Source organism: Pseudomonas acericola (SeqCode), from assembly GCF_053456465.1.
In genome coordinates this window covers 235,573-257,986 of the sequence record NZ_JBRFJB010000003.1, presented here as the reverse complement: position 1 = coordinate 257,986, position 22,414 = coordinate 235,573, and the positions used below count along the sequence as shown (strand labels likewise).

18 protein-coding genes are annotated in these 22,414 nt (G+C 61.2%); 13 read left to right on the top strand and 5 right to left on the bottom strand.

Features of this window, described 5'->3' with window-relative positions:
* The first annotated feature begins 6 nt into the window (after positions 1 to 6).
* From ACU688_RS13285 to ACU688_RS13255, 7 genes are all read left to right on the top strand, one after another.
* On the top strand, positions 7 to 1,374 hold the full coding sequence (locus ACU688_RS13285) for a cytochrome C (RefSeq protein WP_448185079.1): 1,368 nt from the start codon (positions 7 to 9) through the stop codon (positions 1,372 to 1,374).
* Positions 1,371 to 1,883, top strand: coding sequence for a sorbitol dehydrogenase (locus tag ACU688_RS13280; RefSeq protein ID WP_448185078.1), 513 nt, complete (start codon positions 1,371 to 1,373; stop codon positions 1,881 to 1,883). Before ACU688_RS13285 ends, ACU688_RS13280 begins: the two co-directional genes overlap by 4 nt.
* Positions 1,880 to 4,090 carry a GMC family oxidoreductase gene (locus ACU688_RS13275; protein ID WP_448185077.1) on the top strand — a complete coding sequence of 737 codons (2,211 nt, stop codon included), beginning with the start codon at positions 1,880 to 1,882 and terminating at the stop codon, positions 4,088 to 4,090. Before ACU688_RS13280 ends, ACU688_RS13275 begins: the two co-directional genes overlap by 4 nt.
* Positions 4,091 to 4,411: 321 nt before the next feature.
* Positions 4,412 to 5,653, top strand: a complete 1,242-nt coding sequence (gene mexE, locus ACU688_RS13270; RefSeq protein ID WP_448185076.1) for a multidrug efflux RND transporter periplasmic adaptor subunit MexE — start codon at positions 4,412 to 4,414, stop codon at positions 5,651 to 5,653.
* 15 nt (positions 5,654 to 5,668) lie between these two features.
* Positions 5,669 to 8,848, top strand: a complete 3,180-nt coding sequence (locus ACU688_RS13265) for an efflux RND transporter permease subunit (RefSeq protein WP_017739370.1) — start codon at positions 5,669 to 5,671, stop codon at positions 8,846 to 8,848.
* Positions 8,845 to 10,260, top strand: coding sequence for an efflux transporter outer membrane subunit (locus tag ACU688_RS13260; protein WP_448185075.1), 1,416 nt, complete (start codon positions 8,845 to 8,847; stop codon positions 10,258 to 10,260). Before ACU688_RS13265 ends, ACU688_RS13260 begins: the two co-directional genes overlap by 4 nt.
* Positions 10,261 to 10,569: 309 nt before the next feature.
* A complete protein-coding gene (locus ACU688_RS13255; RefSeq protein ID WP_448185074.1) occupies positions 10,570 to 11,097 on the top strand; it encodes a hypothetical protein in 528 nt (175 codons plus the stop codon).
* Between the two features lie 716 nt (positions 11,098 to 11,813).
* Here ACU688_RS13255 and ACU688_RS13250 read toward each other — a convergent pair.
* On the bottom strand, positions 11,814 to 12,830 hold the full coding sequence (locus tag ACU688_RS13250) for an AraC family transcriptional regulator (RefSeq protein ID WP_448185073.1): 1,017 nt from the start codon (positions 12,828 to 12,830) through the stop codon (positions 11,814 to 11,816).
* A 168-nt stretch (positions 12,831 to 12,998) separates the two neighbouring features.
* On the opposite strand from ACU688_RS13250, the gene efeU reads away from it, so the two are divergent.
* Genes efeU through efeO (ACU688_RS13230) form a run of 4 tightly spaced genes read left to right on the top strand, consistent with a single transcriptional unit; the run spans position 12,999 to position 17,219 of the window.
* Entirely contained in the window at positions 12,999 to 13,844 is an 846-nt protein-coding gene (efeU, locus tag ACU688_RS13245) for an iron uptake transporter permease EfeU (RefSeq protein ID WP_448185072.1), read from the top strand.
* 10 nt (positions 13,845 to 13,854) lie between these two features.
* Complete coding sequence (gene efeO / locus ACU688_RS13240; protein ID WP_448185071.1) at positions 13,855 to 15,057, top strand: iron uptake system protein EfeO; 1,203 nt, start codon at positions 13,855 to 13,857, stop codon at positions 15,055 to 15,057.
* Positions 15,054 to 16,373 (top strand): iron uptake transporter deferrochelatase/peroxidase subunit, encoded by a 1,320-nt coding sequence (gene efeB / locus ACU688_RS13235; protein ID WP_448185070.1) that lies wholly within the window; start codon positions 15,054 to 15,056, stop codon positions 16,371 to 16,373. Before efeO (ACU688_RS13240) ends, efeB begins: the two co-directional genes overlap by 4 nt.
* A 27-nt stretch (positions 16,374 to 16,400) precedes the next feature.
* Positions 16,401 to 17,219, top strand: coding sequence for an iron uptake system protein EfeO (gene efeO, locus ACU688_RS13230; RefSeq protein ID WP_448185069.1), 819 nt, complete (start codon positions 16,401 to 16,403; stop codon positions 17,217 to 17,219).
* A 45-nt stretch (positions 17,220 to 17,264) separates the two neighbouring features.
* Here efeO (ACU688_RS13230) and pssA read toward each other — a convergent pair whose 3' ends face one another.
* Positions 17,265 to 18,608: a CDP-diacylglycerol--serine O-phosphatidyltransferase gene (gene pssA, locus ACU688_RS13225; protein ID WP_448185068.1), complete on the bottom strand. Its 1,344-nt coding sequence runs from the start codon at positions 18,606 to 18,608 to the stop codon at positions 17,265 to 17,267.
* A 125-nt stretch (positions 18,609 to 18,733) separates the two neighbouring features.
* Here pssA and ACU688_RS13220 point away from each other — a divergent pair, with 125 nt between their 5' ends.
* Both ACU688_RS13220 and ACU688_RS13215 read left to right on the top strand, forming a co-directional pair.
* The gene (locus ACU688_RS13220; protein WP_448185584.1) at positions 18,734 to 19,285 is read left to right on the top strand and encodes a TetR/AcrR family transcriptional regulator; all 552 of its coding nucleotides are present in this window, start codon (positions 18,734 to 18,736) and stop codon (positions 19,283 to 19,285) included.
* Positions 19,286 to 19,340: 55 nt separating this feature from the next.
* Positions 19,341 to 19,820: a nuclear transport factor 2 family protein gene (locus ACU688_RS13215; protein ID WP_124524506.1), complete on the top strand. Its 480-nt coding sequence runs from the start codon at positions 19,341 to 19,343 to the stop codon at positions 19,818 to 19,820.
* A gap of 43 nt (positions 19,821 to 19,863) precedes the next feature.
* Here the strand turns inward: ACU688_RS13215 and ACU688_RS13210 are convergent, their stop codons facing one another.
* From ACU688_RS13210 to lpxO, 3 genes are all read right to left on the bottom strand, one after another.
* On the bottom strand, positions 19,864 to 21,021 hold the full coding sequence (locus ACU688_RS13210; RefSeq protein WP_448185067.1) for a PQQ-dependent sugar dehydrogenase: 1,158 nt from the start codon (positions 21,019 to 21,021) through the stop codon (positions 19,864 to 19,866).
* 11 nt (positions 21,022 to 21,032) lie between these two features.
* Positions 21,033 to 21,347: a hypothetical protein gene (locus ACU688_RS13205; protein ID WP_448185066.1), complete on the bottom strand. Its 315-nt coding sequence runs from the start codon at positions 21,345 to 21,347 to the stop codon at positions 21,033 to 21,035.
* A gap of 117 nt (positions 21,348 to 21,464) precedes the next feature.
* Positions 21,465 to 22,364 (bottom strand): lipid A hydroxylase LpxO, encoded by a 900-nt coding sequence (gene lpxO / locus ACU688_RS13200; RefSeq protein WP_448185065.1) that lies wholly within the window; start codon positions 22,362 to 22,364, stop codon positions 21,465 to 21,467.
* Between the last annotated feature and the right edge of the window lie 50 nt (positions 22,365 to 22,414).

The window sequence follows — 22,414 nt, the reverse complement described above, 5'->3', positions numbered from 1 at the left end:
ATCACGATGAGAAAGGAAACCCATCGCCCCCGGCCTGGGTTCGGCTGCGCGTTGTTCGGCGCATTGCTGAGCCCACTGGTCGTCGCGGCCCCCACGCTGTCTACGCAAATCCCCTTCGATGTCACGGCCACCCCGCCGTTTTCCCTGACCAGCCTGCAACAGAACTTCGACGATATGTCGTGGCAGACGTTTATTGCCCTGAACTGGCCGGCCCTGGCCGACGGCAACCCCAACACCGGCGTCCAAATCGGCCAGCAGGACGCGGCCACGGTGTGGGAAAGCTACCGGGAGAGTTACCAGATTTTCCTGCCCCAGGGCCAGAAGCCGCAGCCGTTTCGCGCGCCGGCTGCCGTGCCGCCGGCCTGTGAGGGCAAGGGTACCGGACGCTTGCTGCAACAGATGGGCAAGGTCCCGGACGTGCTGGACGAGTTTATCCAACCCTTTGAAAGCGGCCCGCTGGTGGACCAGAGCGGCGTGTACACGCGCAATGAAATCGTGGTGAACCAGTCGATGTTCGACGGCATCGTCAACAACGGCCTGTATAGCGTCCAAGGCCAGCAGGCGTTTTTTGCCGCCAGCCCGACCAATGCGGTGGCGTTCAGTTGCGGCAACCCGAACACCAGCGAGGTCGGCTCGATCATGGTCAAGGCGTCGTGGAAGGTGCTGGACGGCAACGATAAGCCCGGTAGTTTCCACACCGTCGATGCCCTGGTGTATACGCCGGGCAACAGCGACCCGAGCAAGGGGCCGGTGGTGGCGGAATCCTGCACGGCCGAGCCGGTGGGTTTGGTCGGCCTGCACATCGTGCACAAGACCACCAGCGCGCCGCAGTGGGTGTGGTCGACCTTCGAGCACGTCGACAATGTGCCGGAAAAGACCACGCCACCGGCCGAGCGCAAAGGCCCGTACCTGTTCTACAACGCCAGCAGCCACGCCGAGGTCAACCAGCCGCCGCCACGCCCGTGGAACCCGGCGGTGAAGGCGACGCCGTCGCAGATCGTGCGCGAGATCCCGCTGACCGATGCGACGAAAGCCCTGAACAGCACCTACCAGACCTTGCTGCGCACGGTGAACCCCAACAGCGTGTGGGCCAACTACCAGTTGATCAGCACCCAGTGGCCGACCCTCAGCGGCCAGCCGCCTTGCCAGATCTCGGCCACCGTTCCGCTGGGCAAGCCGGCGCCGTCGTTCCTCGCCAATGCGACGTTGGAGACGTACATCCAGGGCACCGTGCCCCAGGCGTCGTCCAGTTGCATCGCCTGCCACGGCAATGCCGCGACCCACGTCACACAGTCGCCACGCACCAGCTTCGCCGACTTCACTTACCTGCTCGAACGCGCCCAATCCACCGGGGCAACAGGGAGCCAGCCATGAGTACCGACCTCGACAACTTCACCGGCCTGAGCGTGGTGCTCACCGGGATCAACCAGGAACTGCTGGCGCCCTCCGTGGACCCCATCGGCCTGCCCACCACCTTCCTCAATTTCATCGGCCCGCGCCTGGGGCAGAACGTGCTCAGCGCCCTGCTCGGCCAATACGCGTCGTTGCTGGCCGAGCAACAAACGCCGCAGCAGATCGGCACCGCGATCCTCATGCAAAACGGCCAGCCCGCCACCACGCAAACCGCCCAGGCGGCGCGCGCGATCATGAAGCTGTGGCTGCTCGGTGTGTGGTACCAGCCGTATACCCAAGGCGCATTCCCTGTGAATGAGCAAACCGTGGTCAGCGCCGAGGCCTACACCCAAAGCTGGGCGTGGAGCATCGCCCAAGCGCACCCGATAGGCTACAGCGAGTTCTTCTTTGGCTACTGGAACAGTGCGCCGCCGAGCCTTGAGGACTTCACCGGCGTTGCCGCCAGCACCCAGCCAGGAGCCTCATCATGAGTACCGAACAAGCGGATGTAGTGATCGTCGGTGCAGGCCTTGCGGGCAGCCTGATTGCCTATCAACTGGGATTGGCCGGAGTGAAGGTGCTGGTGCTGGAATCCGGCCCGGAAATCCCGGCGAACCGCAACCAGTACCTGGAGCGGTTCTATACCGCCACCCTGAAAACCCCGGAGTCGCCCTACCCGCCCGTCAGCACCCTGAGCCCGGCGCGCAACCCGGCCGAGCAGAACGCACCGCGTGCGACCATCGCCGACCTGATCCTGGGTTGGAACAACCCCGACGTCAGCTACCTGGTGCAGAAAGGCCCGCTGCCGTTTACCAGCACCTACGAGCGCGTGGGCGGCGGTACCACCTGGCATTGGGTGGCGACGTGCCTGCGCATGCTGCCCAATGACTTTCGCCTGAAGTCGCTGTACGGCGTCGGCGTGGACTGGCCGATCAGCTACAACGACCTGCAAAGCGCCTATTGCCGCGCCGAGGCGGAAATCGGCGTGGCGGCCAACGTTGCCGACCAGGGCTACCTGGGCATCACCTTCCCCGCCAACTACGAGTTCCCAATGACCAGCATCCCGCTGTCGCTGGTGGACGGCAGCTTTGTCAGCGCGGTGCAGGGCCAGTCGTTCCAGGGCTTGCCGCTGGTGGTCAGCCCGACCCCGGCCGGTCGCAACTCGCAGCCCTATGCCGGGCGCCGGGTATGTGCGGGCAACACCAACTGCACGCCGATCTGCCCGATCCAGGCCAAGTACGACGCCACGGTGACGATGAACAACGCGCTCAACACCGGCAATGTGCGCATCTTGTACAAAACCGTGGCAAGCAAGGTCACCGTCGCGGCGGACAAGACCATCAGTGGCATCGAGTTCATCCAGTATCAACTGGGTGACGGGCCGGCGACCGGCACCGGCGTGGCCATCGGGCAGCGTTATGTGATCGCTGCGCATGCCATCGAGACGCCCAAGCTGCTGCTCAACTCCACCAGCAGCGCCTGGCCCAACGGCGTGGCCAACAGCAGCGGCCAGGTCGGGCGCAGCCTGGCGGACCACCCGATCTACCTGGCCTGGGGCTTGATGCCCGAAGGCAAGACGGTGTTCCCGTATCGGGGGCCGGTGTCCACATCAGGCATCGAAAGCCTGCGCGACGGGGCGTTTCGCAGCCAGCGTGCGGCGTGGCGGATCGAGATCGGCAATGAAGGCTTCAACTGGCCGATTGGCGATCCCTACACCACCGTCCGCGACCTGATCGATGGCACCAACGTCAGCCATACCAACCCGCTGCCTAATACGGGCGGCGCTTCGCAAGTGCTGTTCGGCACGGCACTGGTGCAACAGTTGAACAACCTGCTGACCCGGCAATTTCGCGTGGGCTTCCTGGTGGAGCAAGTCGAGGAGGATCCCGACAACGCCAACTGCTACATCGTGCCGTCCAGCCAGTACAAGGACCGCCTGGGCATTCCGCGCCCGGAAATCCATTACGACCTGTCGGACTACACCAAGGAGGGCTTCAAGCAGGCGCGTATCCTCGCCAGCCACGTCATCACCGAACTGCTCGGTGCCACGGAGCTGACCGCCGACATCCCGCCGGGGGTGTTCGTCTACCAGGGCGAATCCTATTCGTTCCAGGGCGCCGGGCACTTGATGGGCACCTACCGCATGGGCGCCGATCCGAAGACCTCGGTGGTGGACAAGTACCAACGCAGTTGGGACCACGCCAACCTGTTCCTGGTGGGTGACGGCGTGTTCCCCAGCACTGGCACGTCCAACCCGAGCCTGACCATCGCCGCGCTGTCGATCCAGGCTGGCGACACCCTGTGCAACGACCTCAAGGCCGTGACCGTGCAGGTGCAGGCCAACCAGCCGTGGCAAGGCACTGGCGTGCAGATCAGTGGGCCGAGCCCACGCCTGGTGCGCTACGTGAGCGGCAAATGGCTGGCGAGCCCGGTGGGCGGGATGGTGGATGGCAATGGCAGCCCGGGGTTGATTGCCAAGGCGGGTTATACGTTGCCGGGGGCCAATGAAGGCGCGTTGATCGGGCGTGTGGGCAGTGGAGGGACGCCGTTTCTGGTGGGGGATTTGGCAGAGGCTCCGCCGGGTGAGACGGGGGAATTGCAGCTGTGTATCAATGATGATCTGGAGGGTAGGTATGGGATTGGGCTGGGGGATAACCAGGGGGCGCTGACGGTGCAGGTGGGGTTCGGCACTTTGTAATACGCAGAGATCCAAATGTGGGAGCGGGCTTGCCCGCGATGAGGGTGTGTCAGTCACATATGAATCGACTGACACACCCTCATCGCAGGCAAGCCAGCTCCCACAGTTTTTGACCGAGCCTGATAGGTACTTCTGCACACCCTGCAACAGTCCTTTGTTATCAACGACATTGATAGCCCCCTAACGAAACCCCCATCCTAGAGGGCTTTCCCGCCGCTTATATCATTCCGAATGATAGTTACCTTTGCTTCATTCGATTCGTGACATAGCACCCCGCCGCGCATGATCCGCCCATCTCAAATACATTGGCGGATGCACCTCATGGAACAGTCACTCAAACATTTGCGCTTCCCCCTGGCGATCCTGGCCGTGGTGGTGATGAGCGCGTGCGGCAAGCCCCCGGAACAAGCGGCCGCCATGCCAGCTGCCAAAGTCAGCGTGGCCAAGGTGCTGGAACAACCGGTCAACGAGTGGGATGAATTCACCGGCCGCCTGGAAGCGCCGGAGACGGTGCAGATCCGTCCGCGGGTGTCGGGCCAGATCGATCAGGTGGCCTTCATCGAAGGTGCGCTGGTGAAGAAAGGCGACCTGCTGTTCCAGATCGACCCGCGTCCGTTCCAGGCTGAAGTGCGCCGCCTCGAAGCCCAGCTGCAACAAACCCGTGCCGCCGCCAGCCGCAGCGACAACGAAGCGCAACGCGGTGAACGCCTGCGCCAGAGCAATGCGATCTCCGCCGAACTGGCCGACTCGCGCACCACCGCCGCCCAGGAAGCCCGCGCCGCTGTCGCCGGGATCCAGGCGCAGTTGGACCTGGCCAAGCTGAACCTGAGTTTCACCCGCGTGACTTCGCCGATCAGCGGCCGCGTCAGCCGTGCCGAAATCACCGCCGGCAACCTGGTGACCGCCGACGTCACCGCGCTGACCAGCGTGGTCTCCACCGACAAGGTCTACGCCTACTTCGACGCCGATGAGCGCGTGTTCCTCAAGTACACCGAACTGGCCCGCCAAGGCCGTCGCGGTGCGACCACTCCTGTGTACCTGGGCCTGTCCAACGAAACCGGCAACCCGCACCAGGGCCAGATGAACTTCGTCGACAACCAGGTCAACCCAGCCACCGGCACCATCCGTGGGCGTGCGGTGTTCGACAACACGGACGGTCGCTACACCCCGGGCCTGTACGCGCGCTTGAAGCTGGTCGGCAGCGGCACCTACTCCGCCGTGTTGATCAATGACGAAGCCGTCGGCACTGACCTGGGCAAGAAATTCGTGCTGGTGATGGAAGGCGATAAGCCGGCGTATCGCTCGGTGGAACTGGGGCCGAAAATCGAAGGCTTGCGCATCGTGCGCAGTGGCCTGGGCAAGGACGACACCATCGTCGTCAAAGGCTTGCAGCGCATCCGCCCAGGCTCGCCGGTCGCCCCGGAAACCATCCCGATGGCCAGCAAGGAAACCCTCGCCGCCTTGGCCCAACAACGACAAGCGCTTGAAGCCAGCAACCTGGAGCAAGTGGCGCCGGAAAAAACCGCGCCCAAGCTCGCAGCCGTTGCGACTCCACGCGGTTAAGGGATACGACTCAAGATGAATTTTTCCAAGTTCTTCATTTCGCGGCCGATCTTCGCAGCAGTGCTTTCACTGCTGATTTTGATCGCCGGTGCAATCTCGCTGTTCCAGCTGCCGATCAGCGAATACCCGGAAGTGGTACCGCCGACCGTGGTGGTGCGTGCCAACTTCCCCGGCGCCAACCCCAAGGTCATCGGTGAAACCGTGGCTGCGCCGCTGGAGCAAGCCATCACCGGTGTCGAGAACATGCTGTACATGTCCTCGCAATCCACCGCCGACGGCAAGCTGACCCTGACCATCACCTTCGCCCTGGGCACCGACCTGGACAACGCGCAGGTGCAGGTGCAAAACCGGGTGACGCGGACTCAGCCGAAACTGCCTGAGGAAGTGACGCGCATCGGTATCACCGTGGACAAGGCCTCCCCCGACCTGACCATGGTGGTGCACTTGACCTCCCCGGATCAGCGCTACGACATGCTCTACCTGTCCAACTATGCCTTGCTCAACGTCAAGGATGAGTTGGCGCGCCTGGGCGGCGTGGGTGACGTGCAGCTGTTCGGCATGGGCGACTATTCCCTGCGTGTGTGGCTGGACCCGAACAAGACCGCTTCGCGCAACTTGACCGCGACTGATGTAGTCACCGCGATCCGCGAGCAGAACCGCCAAGTGGCAGCCGGTGCCTTGGGTGCGCAACCTGCGCCGAATGCCACCAGCTTCCAGTTGTCGGTGAACACTCAAGGCCGTCTGGTGACGGAAGAAGAGTTCGAGAACATCATCATTCGCTCCGGCGATAACGGTGAGATCACCCGTTTGAAAGACATCGCACGGGTCGAGCTGGGTTCCAGCCAATACGCCCTGCGTTCGTTGCTGAACAACCAGCCGGCGGTGGCGATCCCGATCTTCCAGCGTCCGGGTTCCAACGCGATCGAGATCTCCAACGAAGTGCGCGGCAAGATGGAAGAGCTGAAGAAGAGCTTCCCGCAGGGCATGGACTACAGCATCGTCTATGACCCGACCATCTTCGTGCGTGGCTCCATCGAAGCGGTGGTGCACACGCTGTTCGAAGCGCTGATCCTGGTGGTTCTGGTGGTGATTCTGTTCCTGCAAACCTGGCGCGCCTCGATCATTCCGTTGGTGGCGGTGCCGGTATCGTTGATCGGTACGTTTGCGGTGATGCACCTGTTTGGCTTCTCGCTCAACGCCCTGTCGCTGTTCGGCCTGGTACTGGCGATCGGTATCGTGGTGGACGACGCCATCGTGGTGGTGGAGAACGTCGAACGGAACATCGAGCTGGGCCTGGAACCATTCCCGGCCACTGAAAAAGCCATGAGCGAAGTGACCGGCCCGATCATTGCCACGGCGCTGGTGCTGTGTGCGGTGTTCATTCCGGCTGCGTTTATCAGCGGCTTGACCGGGCAGTTCTACAAGCAGTTCGCCTTGACCATTGCGATCTCGACCGTGATCTCGGCGTTCAACTCGCTGACCTTGTCGCCGGCCCTCGCCGCCGTGTTGCTCAAGAGCCACAACGCCCCGAAAGACCGTTTCTCCAAGGTGCTCGACAAACTGCTGGGCGGCTGGTTGTTCAAACCGTTCAACCGCTTCTTCGAGAAAGCCAGCCACGGTTACGTCGGCACCGTACGCCGAGTGATTCGCGGCAGCGGCATCGCCCTGTTCCTGTACGCCGGCCTGATGGTGCTGACCTGGTTCGGTTTTGCCCACACCCCGACCGGTTTCGTACCGGCCCAGGACAAGCAATACCTGGTGGCCTTCGCCCAACTGCCGGACGCCGCGAGCCTGGACCGTACCGAAGATGTGATCAAGCGCATGTCCGACATCGCCCTCAAGCAGCCGGGCGTGGAAGCAGCGGTAGCTTTCCCGGGTCTGTCGATCAACGGTTTCACCAACAGCCCGAACAGCGGCATCGTGTTCGTCACCTTGAAGCCGTTCGATGAGCGTAAAGACCCAAGCATGTCGGCCGGTGCAATTGCCGGTGCGTTGAACGGCAAGTACAGCGACATCCAGGAAGCCTACATGGCGATCTTCCCACCGCCGCCGGTACAGGGCCTGGGTACGATTGGCGGCTTCCGCCTGCAGATCGAAGACCGTGGCAACCTGGGTTACGACGAGCTGTACAAAGAAGTGCAGAACGTCATCACCAAGAGCCACAACGTGCCGGAACTGTTCGGCCTGTTCACCAGCTACACGGTCAACGTGCCCCAGGTCGATGCTGCCATCGACCGCGAAAAGGCCAAGACCCACGGCGTGGCGATCAGCGACATCTTCGACACCCTGCAGATCTACCTGGGTTCGTTGTATGCCAACGACTTCAACCGCTTTGGCCGTACCTACCAGGTCAACGTGCAGGCTGAGCAGCAGTTCCGCCTCGACGAAGACCAGATCGGCCAGCTGAAAGTACGCAACAACAAAGGCGAGATGATCCCGCTGGCGACCTTTATCAAGGTCAGCGACACCTCGGGCCCGGACCGCGTGATGCACTACAACGGCTTTATCACCGCCGAGATCAACGGCAACGCTGCACCGGGCTACAGCTCGGGCCAGGCGGAAGCGGCGATCGAGAAACTGCTGAAAGAAGAACTGCCCAACGGCATGACCTACGAGTGGACTGACCTGACGTATCAGCAAATCCTCTCGGGCAACACTGCACTGTTCGTGTTCCCGCTGTGTGTGCTGCTGGCGTTTCTGGTACTGGCGGCCCAATACGAAAGCTGGAGCCTGCCGCTGGCGGTGATCCTGATCGTACCGATGACCCTGCTGTCGGCCATCACCGGGGTGATTATCTCCGGCGGCGACAACAACATATTCACCCAGATCGGCCTGATCGTACTGGTGGGCCTGGCGTGCAAGAACGCGATTCTGATCGTCGAGTTTGCCAAGGATAAACAGGCGGAGGGTCTTGACCCGCTGGCTGCGGTGCTGGAGGCGTGCCGTCTGCGTCTGCGGCCGATCCTGATGACCTCGTTCGCGTTCATCATGGGTGTGGTGCCACTGGTGTTGTCCAGCGGTGCCGGTGCCGAGATGCGTCATGCCATGGGTGTGGCGGTGTTCTCCGGAATGATCGGCGTGACCTTCTTCGGTCTGTTGCTGACGCCAGTGTTCTACGTACTGATCCGTCGCTATGTGGAGCGCCAGGAAGCGCGCAAAGCGGCCAAGGCCTTGAAGCTGGAGACACAGCAATGAGCGTGAAAGTATTCCTGCCGAGCTTGCTGGTACTGGCGCTGAGCGCCTGTGCCGTGGGCCCGGACTACAAAACCGAGAACCTGGAGGCGGCCAATATCACGGCCGCCGCCGACACCAAGAGCTACGACCACGCCAAGTACGAAGGCATCTGGTGGCAGCAGTTCGAGGACCCGACCCTCAACCAACTGGTGACCCAGTCGTTGAGCGGTAACCGCGACCTGCGCGTGGCGTTTGCCCGCCTGCGCGCCGCCCGTGCGATCCGTGATGATGCGGCCAACGACATCATGCCGGTGGTCACCTCCCGTGCCAGCAGCGATGTGGGTAAGGGGCAGATTCCGGGCCAGACCACCAAGCGCGTCACCAGCGAGCGCTATGACCTGGGCCTGGACATGGCCTGGGAAGTGGATTTGTTCGGGCGCATCCGCCGCAACCTGGAGGCCAGCGACGCTGACCAACAAGTGGCAGAGGCCGACCTGTACCAACTGCAAGTGACCATGATTGCCGAACTGGTGGATGCCTACGGTCAACTGCGCGGCGCGCAACTGCGTGAACGCATCGCCTTGGACAACCTGAAGAACCAGCAGGAATCGCGCACCATCACCGTCAGCCTGCGCGATGCCGGGGTTGGCGACCAGTTGGACGTAGAACGTGCCGACGCCCGCCTGGCGGCGGTCGAAGCCAGCGTGCCGCAACTGCAAGCCGAGCAAGTGCGCGAGCGCAACCGCATCGCCACCCTCCTCGGCCAGCGCCCGGACAAGCTGAGCGTGGACCTGAACCCGAAAGACCTGCCGGCGATTGCCAAGGCGCTGCCGATTGGCGACCCAGGGCAACTGCTGCAACGGCGCCCGGACATCCTCAGCGCCGAACGCAAACTGGCCGCCGCCACCGCGCGCATCGGCGTGGCCAAGGCCGACCTGTTCCCACGGGTCAGCCTCAGCGGCTTCCTCGGCTTCACCGCCGGGCGCGGTTCGCAGATCGGCTCGGCCGCGGCGAATGCCTGGTCCCTGGGCCCGAGCATCACCTGGGCCGCCTTTGACCTGGGCAGCGTGCGCGCCCGTTTGCGCGGTGCAAATGCCGAAGCCGACGGCGCGTTGGCGACCTATGAGCAACAAGTGTTGCTGGCGCTGGAAGAGTCCGAGAATGCGTTCAGTGACTACGGCAAGCGGCAACAGCGGCTGGTGTCGTTGATTCGTCAGAGTGAATCCAGCCGTGCGGCGGCGGACCTGGCGGCGATTCGTTACCGCGAAGGTACGGTGGATTTCCTGGTGCTGTTGGACGCGCAGCGTGAGCGGTTGGCGGCGGAAGACTCCCAGGCCCAGGCCGAGGTGGATTTGTATCGCGGGATTGTGGCGATCTACAAAGCACTGGGGGGTGGCTGGCAGCCGGATACGGTGGTGGCCAGCGCGAAGTGATTTGATTTAAAGCGCTCCTTTGGTTGGTCGCATCCAGCCAATTTTTAGTCCCATGGTCCATTTGGTCGTGGGGCTTTTTTTTGAGGATTTTTTGTGGGAAAGGTCTTAAAAAATTGAGGGCAATAACTGTAGGATCATTAGAGAATTATTATAGGCTTTTTCGTAATCCTGCCTGCCGTGGTATTCGCTGACAGGACTTACTTCAATTAAACCTGAAAACGCATAGCTAACTGTCGTTTACCTTGATTCAAGAAAACAGTGAGCCGGACGAAAAGCCGATGTAACTTTCAACTATTGAAGGGCACCATCATGGCGATTTTGTTGACTGCTGAGCAAATGCGGCACACCAAGGCTTCCAATCCTTTCCAGATCAAGAACCCTGGACAGGTGACGAATCAATTCACAATAACCGAGGCATCCAAAGCCGCAGAGACGCTAAAACTTAGCGATAGTAAAGAAATTGTGGAGCTGAAAGCGTTTTTGAAAAAATATGACATGACGTCAATCAGCACTGACGAATTGAAAGTCGTTGGCCGAATGCTTTACAAAAACGAAATAATTAGCCAGCGTTCTTTTGGCATGTTTATTTCTGGAGATGGTGCATCCGACGCTAACGGAAATCAAACGGACACTCACGTGAAATTCAACGCTATCGCCCTTTTCAACGAAAAACTTGAAGATACTATTGCACATTTCAAAAGCGATCCGGCAATCCCGAAGCGTGAAGGAGCCACGGACCACTTGCAGGGCATGATAGATGCGAATCATGCAATCAATGCCCTCGCCTACTTCATAAATTCAAACGCCAGTAGTCTGTCAATCGACGAACGCGCTTGAGGAGCACGCAAGTACCAGTGCGCCGAGTAATCCTTGGCGCACTGGCCTTTACAGAAGGTTAACGCCCGTAACGAGTCGTACCTGAATACGCTTTTGGAAGTTCCTCGTTATTTTTCACGCGTACTCGATAAGTCCCAAGCGGACCATTGTATGAGGCATTGCTACCTATACCGAAGGTTTCTCGCTTCCACGAGGCGCCTATTTCTCGCTCAATATAAACTTCAGGTGCTCTGCCTGCTCCCAAGGCGGAAATTCTCGCCTCAACATTTGCGTTAGAACATCCATTGGCCGAGGTTATTGTAAACGGCCCATAGGCCGTCTGCTCCGCTCCCCCTGGCACTATATTCGTATAACTATCCGTTATGTATAGGCACGCAGCGAACAGCTGCGACGACATCACCATCAACACAACAAACGGCAACGCAATAAGACTTTTCATGATCACACCTCAAAATCAAAAATTAATTTTCAAATATGCACAGAAAGCCAATCAATTGGTTTATATATCCATAGAACCCCCTCACAGTTAAACAGTATGTCCAGCTTCCTACGCGGCAACCTAAAGTCACAGCAACTGGCAGAAGGAAACACACGGCTTACTGTGCACGAATTCATGCTGCGAATATGCCAGCCGCGTCCTAAAATCATTTAGGAGCGCTCTGTCATATTAATTCGATGGAACGAGTCAGCTATATCCTAATCCCGCTCAGGAGCAACTAACTCCGGGCACTTTCATTCAAAATCAAACTCCGATAATGCCCCGGATTAGACCCCACCCATTTACGAAACGCCTTATAAAACGAACTAGCGTCCGCAAACCCCAACCGTGCGGCAATCTCGGCAAAGCTGATCTGCGGTTCAGCCAGCCAGACAATGGCCAGCTCTTTACGCACGCTGTCCTTGAGGCCCTGATACGTCTGCCCCTCTTCCGCCAGGCGTCGGCGCAGGGTTGAGGCGGAGATGCACAAACTGGCGGCAAGGCCGTCGGTTTCCGGCCACGTGTCGGGGGGCATGTGGCGCAGGTCGTGTTTGATGCGGGTGGCGAGGCTGTCGGGGTCGCGGTATTTGACGAGGATGTTGGCGGGGGCATGGGCGAGGAAGCGTTTGAGTTCTTCGGCGCTGCGCTTGATCGGCAGGTCGAGGCAGTCGGCGGAAAAGATCATGCGGGTGCGTGGCCGATCAAACCGTAAGTTGTCGGAAAACATCACCTGGTAGTCGTCGCAAAAGTCCGGCTGCGCACAGCGCAGTTCGATCGCCAGGATCGGAATGCGCCGCCCCGCCAGCCAGCAGGCCACGCCATGCACGATCATCCAATAGGTGAAATAGGTGAACGCGCGTTTGGGCGCAGGCTCCGTCACCACGATCTCCGCCAGGCTCTGTTGACGCACCAGTTGCGCGGGCATTTGCTCCAGCATCAGCGACAAAAACCCCAGCGCGGTTTCCAAGGCGGTAGCGAGCGTCGGTTGCGCCATCGAAGCGTGACAAAGGAACGCCAGGCTGCCGGATTTGAGCCGGCGCGGGTCCATACCGAAAAACTCATCGTCGTGACGCCGCGCCAGCAGGCGCCACAACCGCGCGTAGGCCGTGGCCGGTACGCGGGCGTCGGGCTGTTCCAGCAATGCGGGGTCAATCCCGACTTTGCTCAGCGCTTCAACCGTGGCCGCCCCCGGCGCACAGCTCTGCAACAGGGCTTCGCGCACGAGGTGGATGGAGATGGAGTCTTTTTCCGACATGGGCAGTTGGGCGTTCCGGCGGCACACAAGATGGCGTGCATCATAAGGGCGGTTGCCCTTCGCCACCACCGTTCAGCCACTGTTCAGCAAACGTCAAGAATTGTTGTTTAGCAATGAGTATCATTATGTTACAACTTAGCCTCCTATCTAGTTCTGATGCGGTGCCGAATGCTTGTCCCTTTTCTCATCATGTTGCGCGAAGGCATTGAAGCCGCATTGATCGTTGGCATCATCGCCAGCTACCTGCAACAGACCGGCCGTGGCCAGTGGATGCCGGCCGTGTGGGTCGGTGTATTCCTTGCCGCCGCCCTGGCGTTGCTGGTCGGTGGTGGCCTGGAGCTGGTCAGCGCCGAATTCCCGCAAAAGCAGCAGGAATTGTTCGAAGGCGTTGTCGGACTGGTCGCCGTAGCCATCCTCAGCTCCATGGTGTTCTGGATGCGCAAGGTGGCGCGTTCCATCAAGCATTCCCTGCATGAATCCCTCGATCATGCGCTGGCCGGTTCCAAGCATCAGGTGACGGCGCTGATCCTCATGGTGTTTTTTGCCGTGGCCCGCGAAGGGCTGGAAACCGTGTTCTTCCTGCTCGCCGTGTTCCAGCAAAGCGAAGGCCCGGGCGCGCCGATTGGCGCCCTGCTCGGCTTGATCCTGGCGATCATCGTCGGCTTCCTGATCTACAGCGGCAGCATGCGCCTGAACCTCGGCGCGTTTTTCCGCTGGACCGGCCTGTTCATCCTGGTGGTGGCTGCCGGCATCCTCGCCAATTCGGTGCAGGCCCTGCATGAAGCCGGCGTGTGGAACCACCTGCAAACCGTGCTGTTCGATTTCAGCGCCGTGTTGCCGATGGACAGCCCGCTGGGCTCGGTACTTGCCGGTATGTTCGGCTATCAGGAAGCGCCGACCGTGAGCACCCTGGGCGCCTATCTGATCTACCTGGTGGTGGCGCTGGTGATGTTCTTCCTGCCGGCGACACCGGCCAAGCCGGTCGCCAATCCCTCTTCCGTTTCCAGCCAGTAAGGACCGCCCCTTGTCCAACCCAACTCCTCAACCGGCGCTGCCGCCCCGCGCCCTGCGCTGGGCCGTGGCGGGCTCGGTGGTCGTGATGATCGCCGCCGGTGGCCTGTTCTACTATGCGTCGCAACTGGCCGCGAGCAAGCGCCAGGCCAACCACAATGAAATCGCCGTGACCATTCATGGCCACGCCTGCGAGCCGAATGCGCTGACCGTACCCGCCGGACGTGCGAGCTTTCGTATCATCAACCGCTCCGACCGTGCGGTGGAGTGGGAAATCCTCGACGGCGTGCTGGTGGTCGAAGAACGGGAGAACATCGCCCCCGGCCTGAGCCAGGTGATCAACGCCAACCTGCTGCCGGGCGACTATGCGATTACCTGCGGCTTGCTCAGCAACCCACGCGGCACCTTGCACGTGACGCCGACGGCGGAGTCCGACGCCCAGGCCAAGGCCAAGCCGTCGATGGTGGCGTTTATCGGCCCGCTGTCGGAGTTCCGCGTGTACCTGAGCGCCCAGGGCAGCGCGCTGGTCAAGGCAGTGACCGCCTTGCAGCAGGCCATTGACGCCGGTGACCTGGCCCAGGCGCAAGCGCTGTACATTCCGGCCCGTGAGGCGTACCAGCGCCTCGCCCCGGCATCCCAGCGCCTGGCGGAGCTGGATAACGCGATCAACGCCCGCGCCGACTACTTTGAAAAACGCGAGCAGGACCCGGCCTTCAACGGCTTCCACCGCATCGAATACAGCCTGTTCCAGCAGCGCAGCCTCGATGGCCTGGCGCCGATTGCACAGCGCTTGCTGACCGACGTCAGCACGCTCAAGCAACAGTTGCTGGCCCAATCGCTGCCACCGGAACAGTTGGTCAGCATCGTGGTGCGCAACCTCAACAGCCTGGCGGATGTGCGCGCCCTCAGCGGTGAAGAAGAACGCTACAGCCACATCGACCTAAATGGTTTCGCCGCCAACCTGGAGGCTGCGCACAAGGTGGTCGACTTGATGCGCCCGCTGCTGGGCAAATCCGCCGCCGAACTGTTGCCAGAGATCGACAGCGCCCTCGCTGCCTTCGATGGTGAACTCGCTGGATTCAAAACAAGTAACGGTTACACCACCTACGACAGCGTGACCGCCGATCAGCGCAAGCAGATCGCCGACAAGGCCAAGGCTCTGGCCGCCGCACTCGATGGAATCGATCCCGCCCTTGGCCTTTCCGGCCTGCAGTGAAGACGACCGCACACATGAGTGATTCCGCACACACCAACCTCCAGCGCCGCCGTGTCCTGCTGGGCATGGCCGCCACTGGCGTCGCGCTGGCCGGCAGCAGCCTGAGCTGCCCGGCCATGGCCGCCGCCGAACAAGTCACCACCGCACCGCGCAGCGACAAGACCCAGGACCATCACGACTTCTTCGGCCAGCACCAAAGCGGCATCGTCACCCCGCGCCCGGCCTGCGGCATGCTGGTGGCGTTCGACGTGCTGGCCAGCGACCGCGAAGACCTGGAGCGGCTGTTTCGCACCTTGAACGAACGCATCAGCTTCCTGATGACCGGCGGTGCCGTGGCGCAAGTCGACCCAAAGCTGCCGCCCACCGATTCGGGGATTCTCGGCCCGGTGGTCACGCCGGATAACCTGACCATCACCGTGTCCGTCGGCGAGTCGCTGTTCGATGAGCGCTTCGGTCTGGAACACGCTAAGCCCAAGCGCCTGAGCCGCATGGTCGGCTTTCCCAATGACGCGCTGGAACCGGCGCAGTGCCATGGCGACTTGAGCCTGCAATTTTGTTCCAACACCCCCGACACCAATATCCACGCCCTGCGCGACATCGTGAAAAACCTGCCCGACTTGCTGCTGGTGCGCTGGAAACAGGAAGGCAGCGTGCCGCCCCAGGCGCCGAGCAAACCCGGTGAGCCGGCGCAGAGCGCGCGCAACTTCCTCGGTTTTCGTGACGGCTCGGCCAACCCCGATTCCAACGACGGCAAGGCCATGGACCAGATCGTCTGGGTCCAGCCGAGCAGCGACGAACCGGCCTGGGCCGCCCACGGCAGCTACCAGGCGGTGCGCATCATCCGCAACTTCGTCGAACGCTGGGACCGCACCCCGCTGCAAGAACAGGAAAGCATCATCGGCCGCGTCAAGACCACGGGCGCGCCCATGGGTGGCCAGCAAGAAAGCCAGGTCCCCGACTACAGCAAGGACCCTGAAGGCAAGCTGACCAAGCTCGACGCCCACATCCGCCTGGCCAACCCGCGCACGCCGCACACCCAGGGCAACTTGATCTTGCGTCGGCCGTTCAACTACTCCAACGGCGTCAATAAAAACGGTCAGCTGGACATGGGGCTGTTGTTCATTTGCTACCAGGCTGACCTGGAGAAAGGCTTTATCAGCGTGCAAACCCGGCTCAACGGCGAGCCCCTGGAGGAATACCTCAAGCCGGTCGGCGGCGGGTATTTCTTCACCTTGCCGGGGGTCACGGGACCCACGGATTTCATTGGGCGCACGCTGCTTGCAGCCACGCACCCGCACACCACTGCCAACACCTGAAACCCACCCCACAGCGGAAACCGTCCCATGAAGAAGTCGACTCTCGCGTTGTCGTTGCTACTGACCCTTTCGCCACTGGCCGCGTTCGCCGCCACGGCGCCGCTGGACCTGGTAGGCCCGGTGTCGGACTACAAGATCTACGTCACCGAAGAAATCGGTGAACTGGTTACCCAGACCCAGGCGTTTACCGATGCGATCAACAAGGGCGACCTGGCCACCGCCAAGAAGCTCTACCCAACGACCCGCGTACATTACGAGTCCATCGAGCCGATCGCCGAGCTGTTCAGCGACCTTGATGCGTCCATCGATTCGCGCGTGGACGACCATGAAAAAGGCGTGACCGCCGAAGACTTCACCGGCTTCCACCGCATCGAATATGCACTGTTCTCGCAGAACACCACCAAAGGCCTGGAGGCACTCACCGCCAAGCTCAACACCGACGTCAACGACCTGAAAACCCGTGTGGATGGCCTGACCTTCCCGCCAGAGAAAGTCGTCGGCGGTGCGGCCGCGTTGTTGGAAGAAGTCGCCGCGACCAAGATCTCCGGCGAAGAAGACCGCTACAGCCACACTGATTTGTATGACTTCCAGGGCAACATCGACGGCGCGAAGAAAATCGTCGACCTGTTCCGTGGCCAGATCGAGAAACAAGACAAGGCCTTCCTGGCCAAGGTCGATAAGAACTTCGCCACCGTGGACAAGGTCCTGGCCAAGTACAAGACCAAGGATGGCGGCTTCGAGACCTACGACAAGGTCAAGGAAAATGACCGCAAGGCCCTCGTGGGTCCGGTCAATACCCTGGCTGAAGATCTGTCCACGTTGCGTGGCAAGCTGGGCTTGAACTGATTGCACTTCCTGGTGCCGCGCGCGCGCACGGCACCAGGCCGATCGCTATAGGATTCGATATAACAACCGTTCGATCCGCACGCGGCTAACCCGACGCAGAAACTTGCCGACCGCCTCGGGGTAATCCACCAGGGTCTGCAATTGCTGGTAACGCTCGATGCGCGTGGCGTGCTGGAATATCTGCGTCAGCTCGGTGCGCCGCGGCTCCAGCCATTGGCCTTGGGGATCATCGATCAGCAAGGCGTTTTCCAGGTCCAGGCGGAACGCCCGTGGGTTGAGGTTGTTGCCCGTCAGCAACGTATAGCGCTGGTCCACCCACATGCCCTTGAGGTGATAGGTGTTGTCGCCATCGCGCCACAGGTGCAGGTTCAACTGGCCGCTGTCGAGCATCGGCTGGTGGCGCTTGGCAAAGCGGCGCAGGCTGATTTCATACAGGTACGGCAGTGCCGCGATCACCTTGAACGGCTCGCTGGGCGGGATGTAGAAGTCGTTGGCGGTCTTGTCGCCGACGATGATGTCGATTTTCACCCCACGGGCCAGGGCGCGGTTGATCTCGCGGGTCACTGGCAGTGGCAGGTTGAAATAGGGTGTGCAGATCGTCAGCTGATGCTGGGCACTGGCGATCAGCTCCAGGATCACCCGGCTCAAAGGGTTATTCTTGCCCACCCCCAGCAGCGGGCTGACGGATAGGTGACCATTGGGCAACTGCCCCGCCGTGGTGTCATACGCCGCGTGTTTCAGGCGGCTGCGCAGGTCGCCGATGTCGTTGCGCAGGCTGCGGGTGGTGGGCGGGTTCGGCAGGTCCAGGCGATGCACCGCCTTGGATGCCACCAGGCCATGCTCCACCAGATGCTGCATCGAATCGGCCAGCGGCTGGTTGTGGATCAGGTGGTAACGGTCGAAGCGGTATTTGTCGAACTTGTGCAGGTACACATTGTTCAGGCTCGCGCCGCTGTACAGCACCGTGTCGTCGATCACAAAGCCCTTGAGATGCAGCACGCCGAACAGCTCGCGGGTCTGCACCGGCACGCCGTACACCGGCACTTCACTGGCGTGGCGCTGGGTCATGGCTTGGTACCAGGCGCTATTGCCCGGTTGTTTGCCCGCACCGATCAGCCCGCGTTGGGCGCGCAGCCAGTCAACCACCACCACGATGTCCAACTCCGGGCGCGCAGCCTTGGCGGCGTGCAGGGCGTCGTAGATTTCCTGCCCGGCTTCGTCGTGCTGCAAGTACAGCGCAACGATATAGATGCGCCGAGTCGCCTGGGGGATCAGGGCCAGCAGGCGGCGGCGATACGCGTCGGCGCCAGACAGCACGTCAATCGCATCGGGAGTGAGGGGGAAACCGCGCAGTTTGGGCAACAGGGAGCGTTTGAAGAACGACGGCATAGGGCTCGCAATGGGTCGAATCCGAAGAGGCACCGAGCTTACACCATGGGGGTGCTCAGGTCTTGCTGCGGCGCATGGAAAAAATTTAATTGACCAAGAAGAACGATCGTTCTACTGTTCACCACATGAACGACATGACCCGCGACATTATCCTCGACGTTACCGAAAAGTTGATCTATCGCCATGGCATCGCTGCCACCGGCATGGACTTCCTGGTGAAAACTGCCGGCGTCTCGAGAAAAAGTATCTACCGTTACTTCGCCAACAAAGACGAGTTGGTGATTGCCGCCTTGCAGCGCCGCGACGAGCGCTGGCTGCAATGGCTGCGCACGGAAGTGGAGCGCCAGGAAGGCAGCGGCGAACGCCTGCTGGCGCTGTTCGACGCCCTCAAGGCCTGGTTCGGCTCGGCCGACTTCCGTGGCTGTGCCTTTATCAACACCAGCGGTGAGACCGGCGACCCACAAGACCCGGTGCGCCTGTTGGCCAAGGCCCATAAACAGAAACTGTTCGAGTACGCACTTGAACTGTGTCACGCACATGGCACCCCCGACCCGCAACAGCAGGCCGCGCAACTGCTGATCCTGATCGATGGCGCCATTACCGTTGCCCTGGTGATGGGTGATTCAACCGCAGCCGATAATGCGCAATGCATGGCGCGAACGTTATTGGCGCTGTGAACCCACAGGCCAGGCAACTTTTCGATAATCCCTTATTGTTTTAAGGAGCATGCCAATGTCATCCAACATCGATGTACGCCCGCCCTTGCCGCCCTTTACCCGCGCATCGGCCATCGAGAAAGTGCGCCTGGCCGAAGACGGCTGGAACTCCCGCGACCCACAACGGGTGTCCCTGGCCTATACGCTGGACACCCGCTGGCGCAACCGCGCCGAATTTGCCCACGGCCGCGAACAAGCCAAGGATTTCCTCACACGCAAATGGGCCAAGGAGCTGGACTATCGGCTGATCAAGGAACTGTGGGCCTTCACCGACAACCGTATCGCCGTGCGTTATGCCTACGAATGGCATGACGACTCGGGCAACTGGTTCCGCTCCTACGGCAACGAGAACTGGGAGTTCGACGAAAACGGCCTGATGGCCAATCGGTTTGCCTGCATCAACGACCTGCCGATCCAGGCGAGCGAGCGCAAGTTCCACTGGCCGCTGGGCCGGCGCCCGGATGATCATCCGGGGCTATCGGAGCTGGGACTCTAGCCTGAAGCCGCAAGCTTGAAGCCTCAAGCTTGCGGCTGCCCGCTCAATCCTGATTCAGCCCCACGCGGTACAACACGCCATTATCCTCATCCGTCAGCACGTACAAGTAGCCATCCGGCCCCTGTCGCACATCGCGAATGCGCGCTTTCAAAGCGCCCAACAGCCGTTCCTCGTGGATCACCTTGTCGCCATCGAACTGCAAGCGGATCAACTCCTGGCTGGCGAGTGCACCGATAAACACATTGTGCTGCCAGGGCTTGAAGCGGTCAGCATCATAAAACGCCATGCCACTGATGCCGGGGGACTGCTCCCAGACATGGTGGGGCTGCACCGTGCCCTCTGCCGTCTTGCCTTTGGCCTCCGGGATGGGGGTGAGCGAATAGTTGATGCCGTGGGTCGCCAACGGCCAGCCGTAGTTCTTGCCGCGCTCAATGATGTTGATTTCATCGCCGCCACGAGGCCCGTGTTCGTTTTCCCAGATCGTGCCGCTCCACGGATTTAGCGCCAGGCCTTGTGGGTTGCGCTGGCCGTAGGACCAGATCTCCGGCCGCACACCCGTTTGGCCCACAAACGGGTTGTCATCCGGCACACGCCCGTCCGGGTAGATGCGCACGACCTTGCCCTGCAATTTGTCCAGGTCCTGGGCGGTCGGGCGATCATTGTTTTCGCCCAGCGTCACGAACAGGTAGCCGTCACGGTCGAACGCCAGGCGCGAGCCAAAGTGGTTGCCAGTGGACAGCTTGGGCTCCTGGCGCAGGATCACCTTGAAATCCTGCAAACCGCTGAGGTCATCGGCCAAACGCCCACGCCCAACCGCCGTACCGGCGGTTCCGCCCTTGCCGCCGCCTTCGGCGTACGACAGGTACACCATGCGGTCCTGCTTGAAGTCCGGCGACAGCACCACATCGAGTAAACCACCCTGCCCTTTGGCCCACACCTGCGGCACACCGCTGAGTGGCGCCGACAACTTGCCGTCCGGGCTGACGAACCGCAGATGGCCTGGGCGTTCCGTCACCAGGAAACCTTGCCGGTCAGGCAGAAACGCCACGGCCCATGGATGATCCAGACCCTGGGCGACCGGCGTGACCGTGAGGCTGCCTTGCTCGCTGGGGAATTGTTGGGGGCCAGCGGCGTACACCGCCGACAGTGGAAGCATGGTGGTCGCGCACAGGGCGGCCAGAAGGGTTTTACGTAGGTGCATTAGGCGAGTCCTTACCGGCGATTGCCGTTGGCATCGTAAGTGGGGGCTTTGGTTTCGGTGGCCAGGCGGCTGGGGGCGCTGTTTCGCTCGGGATAACGGTTGCCGATGCCGCCGTTTTCCAGGGTAGGTACGCGCGGCGCCGGGCCGACCTGGGGCCCGCGCACGGCCGGCGCATTGGGCTGGGTGCCCTGCATGCTGTTGGGGTTGGCCCGGTGGATCGGGCTGTTGTTGGCGTCGTTGCTGCCCGGCAGGTTTTGCGCCTGGGCAGCGGGGAGAATGAAGACGCCCAGTGCCAGCAGGGCCAGGTGACGTACACAACTGTTCATGACAAAGCCTCTCAAGGGCGAGTAGTACGTGCTTTCGATAACACGCTACGCCCAGGGTTCGGCTTTGGTAACTAAATAGTTTCTCATCAGGTGTAACACGATCTGTCTGCGAGACCTTCAGATCAACAGGAAAATGGCTGCCAACGCGGCAAAAATCGCCCACTTCTCCAGGTAGTAACGCGTGCGGTTGCGTTTCTTCAGCGCCTTGCCGCGCAGGCGAATCTTGTACAGCCGGGTAAAGGCACGGTTCAGCCCGCCGGTCTTGTCACCTGCGTCATTCGGCGAGCCCGCCGCCGCCATCACGTTGCGGCTGAACCAGCGGTTGAAGGCCGTCGCCCAGCGGTATTTCATCGGCCGTTCGATATCGCAGAACAAAATGATGCGGTTCTGCTGCGTGGCGTTTTCGGCGTAATGGATGTAGGTCTCGTCAAACATCACCGCCTCGCCATCCCGCCAGGCGTAGCGCTCGCCATCCACGTTGATGTAGCAGGCCGCATCGTTGGGCGTATCCAACCCGAGGTGGTAACGGTAGGAGCCGGCGTAGGGGTCGCGATGGCGCACGAGCTTGGAGCCTGGCGGCAGCTCGGCGAACATTGCCGCCTTGATCGAGCCAATGCCCTGCACCAATTCAGTGGTACGTGGGCACAGTTTCATCGCCGAGGGATGGCTGTCGCCGTACCACTTGAGGTAGAAGCGCTTCCAGCCTGACTTGAAGAACGAGTTGAAACCCACGTCGTTGTACTGGTCCGAACGCTTGATCGCGCCGGCACGCATCAGGTTCTGCCCTTCCTGACGAATTTCTTCCCAGTGTTCCTGCAGTGGGCTGAGGTCTGGAAAGTCGCTGGGGGCCAGATAGGGTCGGCTGGGCAGCTTGGAGAACAGGTAGAGAAAGCAGTTGATCGGTGCCAGGAAGGTGGAGTGGTCGCTCAATTGGCGGCCCAGTGTGTGGCGCACCCGACCACGCAGGTGTACATACGCAATGGAAGCAACGTAGAGAACAACAATAAAAAGTTTCACGGAATTTCGTCACACGTCAGGAGAAAACAGGCTGCTCCTGCGTGCCCACG

Bases quoted from the DNA above. Each gene is read 5' to 3' on its own strand.
- ACU688_RS13285 (WP_448185079.1), top strand. From the start codon at position 7: ATGAGAAAGGAAACCCATCGCCCCCGGCCTGGGTTCGGCTGCGCGTTG.
- ACU688_RS13280 (WP_448185078.1), top strand. From the start codon at position 1,371: ATGAGTACCGACCTCGACAACTTCACCGGCCTGAGCGTGGTGCTCACC.
- ACU688_RS13275 (WP_448185077.1), top strand. From the start codon at position 1,880: ATGAGTACCGAACAAGCGGATGTAGTGATCGTCGGTGCAGGCCTTGCG.
- mexE (WP_448185076.1), top strand. From the start codon at position 4,412: ATGGAACAGTCACTCAAACATTTGCGCTTCCCCCTGGCGATCCTGGCC.
- ACU688_RS13265 (WP_017739370.1), top strand. From the start codon at position 5,669: ATGAATTTTTCCAAGTTCTTCATTTCGCGGCCGATCTTCGCAGCAGTG.
- ACU688_RS13260 (WP_448185075.1), top strand. From the start codon at position 8,845: ATGAGCGTGAAAGTATTCCTGCCGAGCTTGCTGGTACTGGCGCTGAGC.
- ACU688_RS13255 (WP_448185074.1), top strand. From the start codon at position 10,570: ATGGCGATTTTGTTGACTGCTGAGCAAATGCGGCACACCAAGGCTTCC.
- ACU688_RS13250 (WP_448185073.1), bottom strand. From the start codon at position 12,830: ATGTCGGAAAAAGACTCCATCTCCATCCACCTCGTGCGCGAAGCCCTG.
- efeU (WP_448185072.1), top strand. From the start codon at position 12,999: ATGCTTGTCCCTTTTCTCATCATGTTGCGCGAAGGCATTGAAGCCGCA.
- efeO (WP_448185069.1), top strand. From the start codon at position 16,401: ATGAAGAAGTCGACTCTCGCGTTGTCGTTGCTACTGACCCTTTCGCCA.
- pssA (WP_448185068.1), bottom strand. From the start codon at position 18,608: ATGCCGTCGTTCTTCAAACGCTCCCTGTTGCCCAAACTGCGCGGTTTC.
- ACU688_RS13220 (WP_448185584.1), top strand. From the start codon at position 18,734: ATGAACGACATGACCCGCGACATTATCCTCGACGTTACCGAAAAGTTG.
- ACU688_RS13215 (WP_124524506.1), top strand. From the start codon at position 19,341: ATGTCATCCAACATCGATGTACGCCCGCCCTTGCCGCCCTTTACCCGC.
- ACU688_RS13210 (WP_448185067.1), bottom strand. From the start codon at position 21,021: ATGCACCTACGTAAAACCCTTCTGGCCGCCCTGTGCGCGACCACCATG.
- ACU688_RS13205 (WP_448185066.1), bottom strand. From the start codon at position 21,347: ATGAACAGTTGTGTACGTCACCTGGCCCTGCTGGCACTGGGCGTCTTC.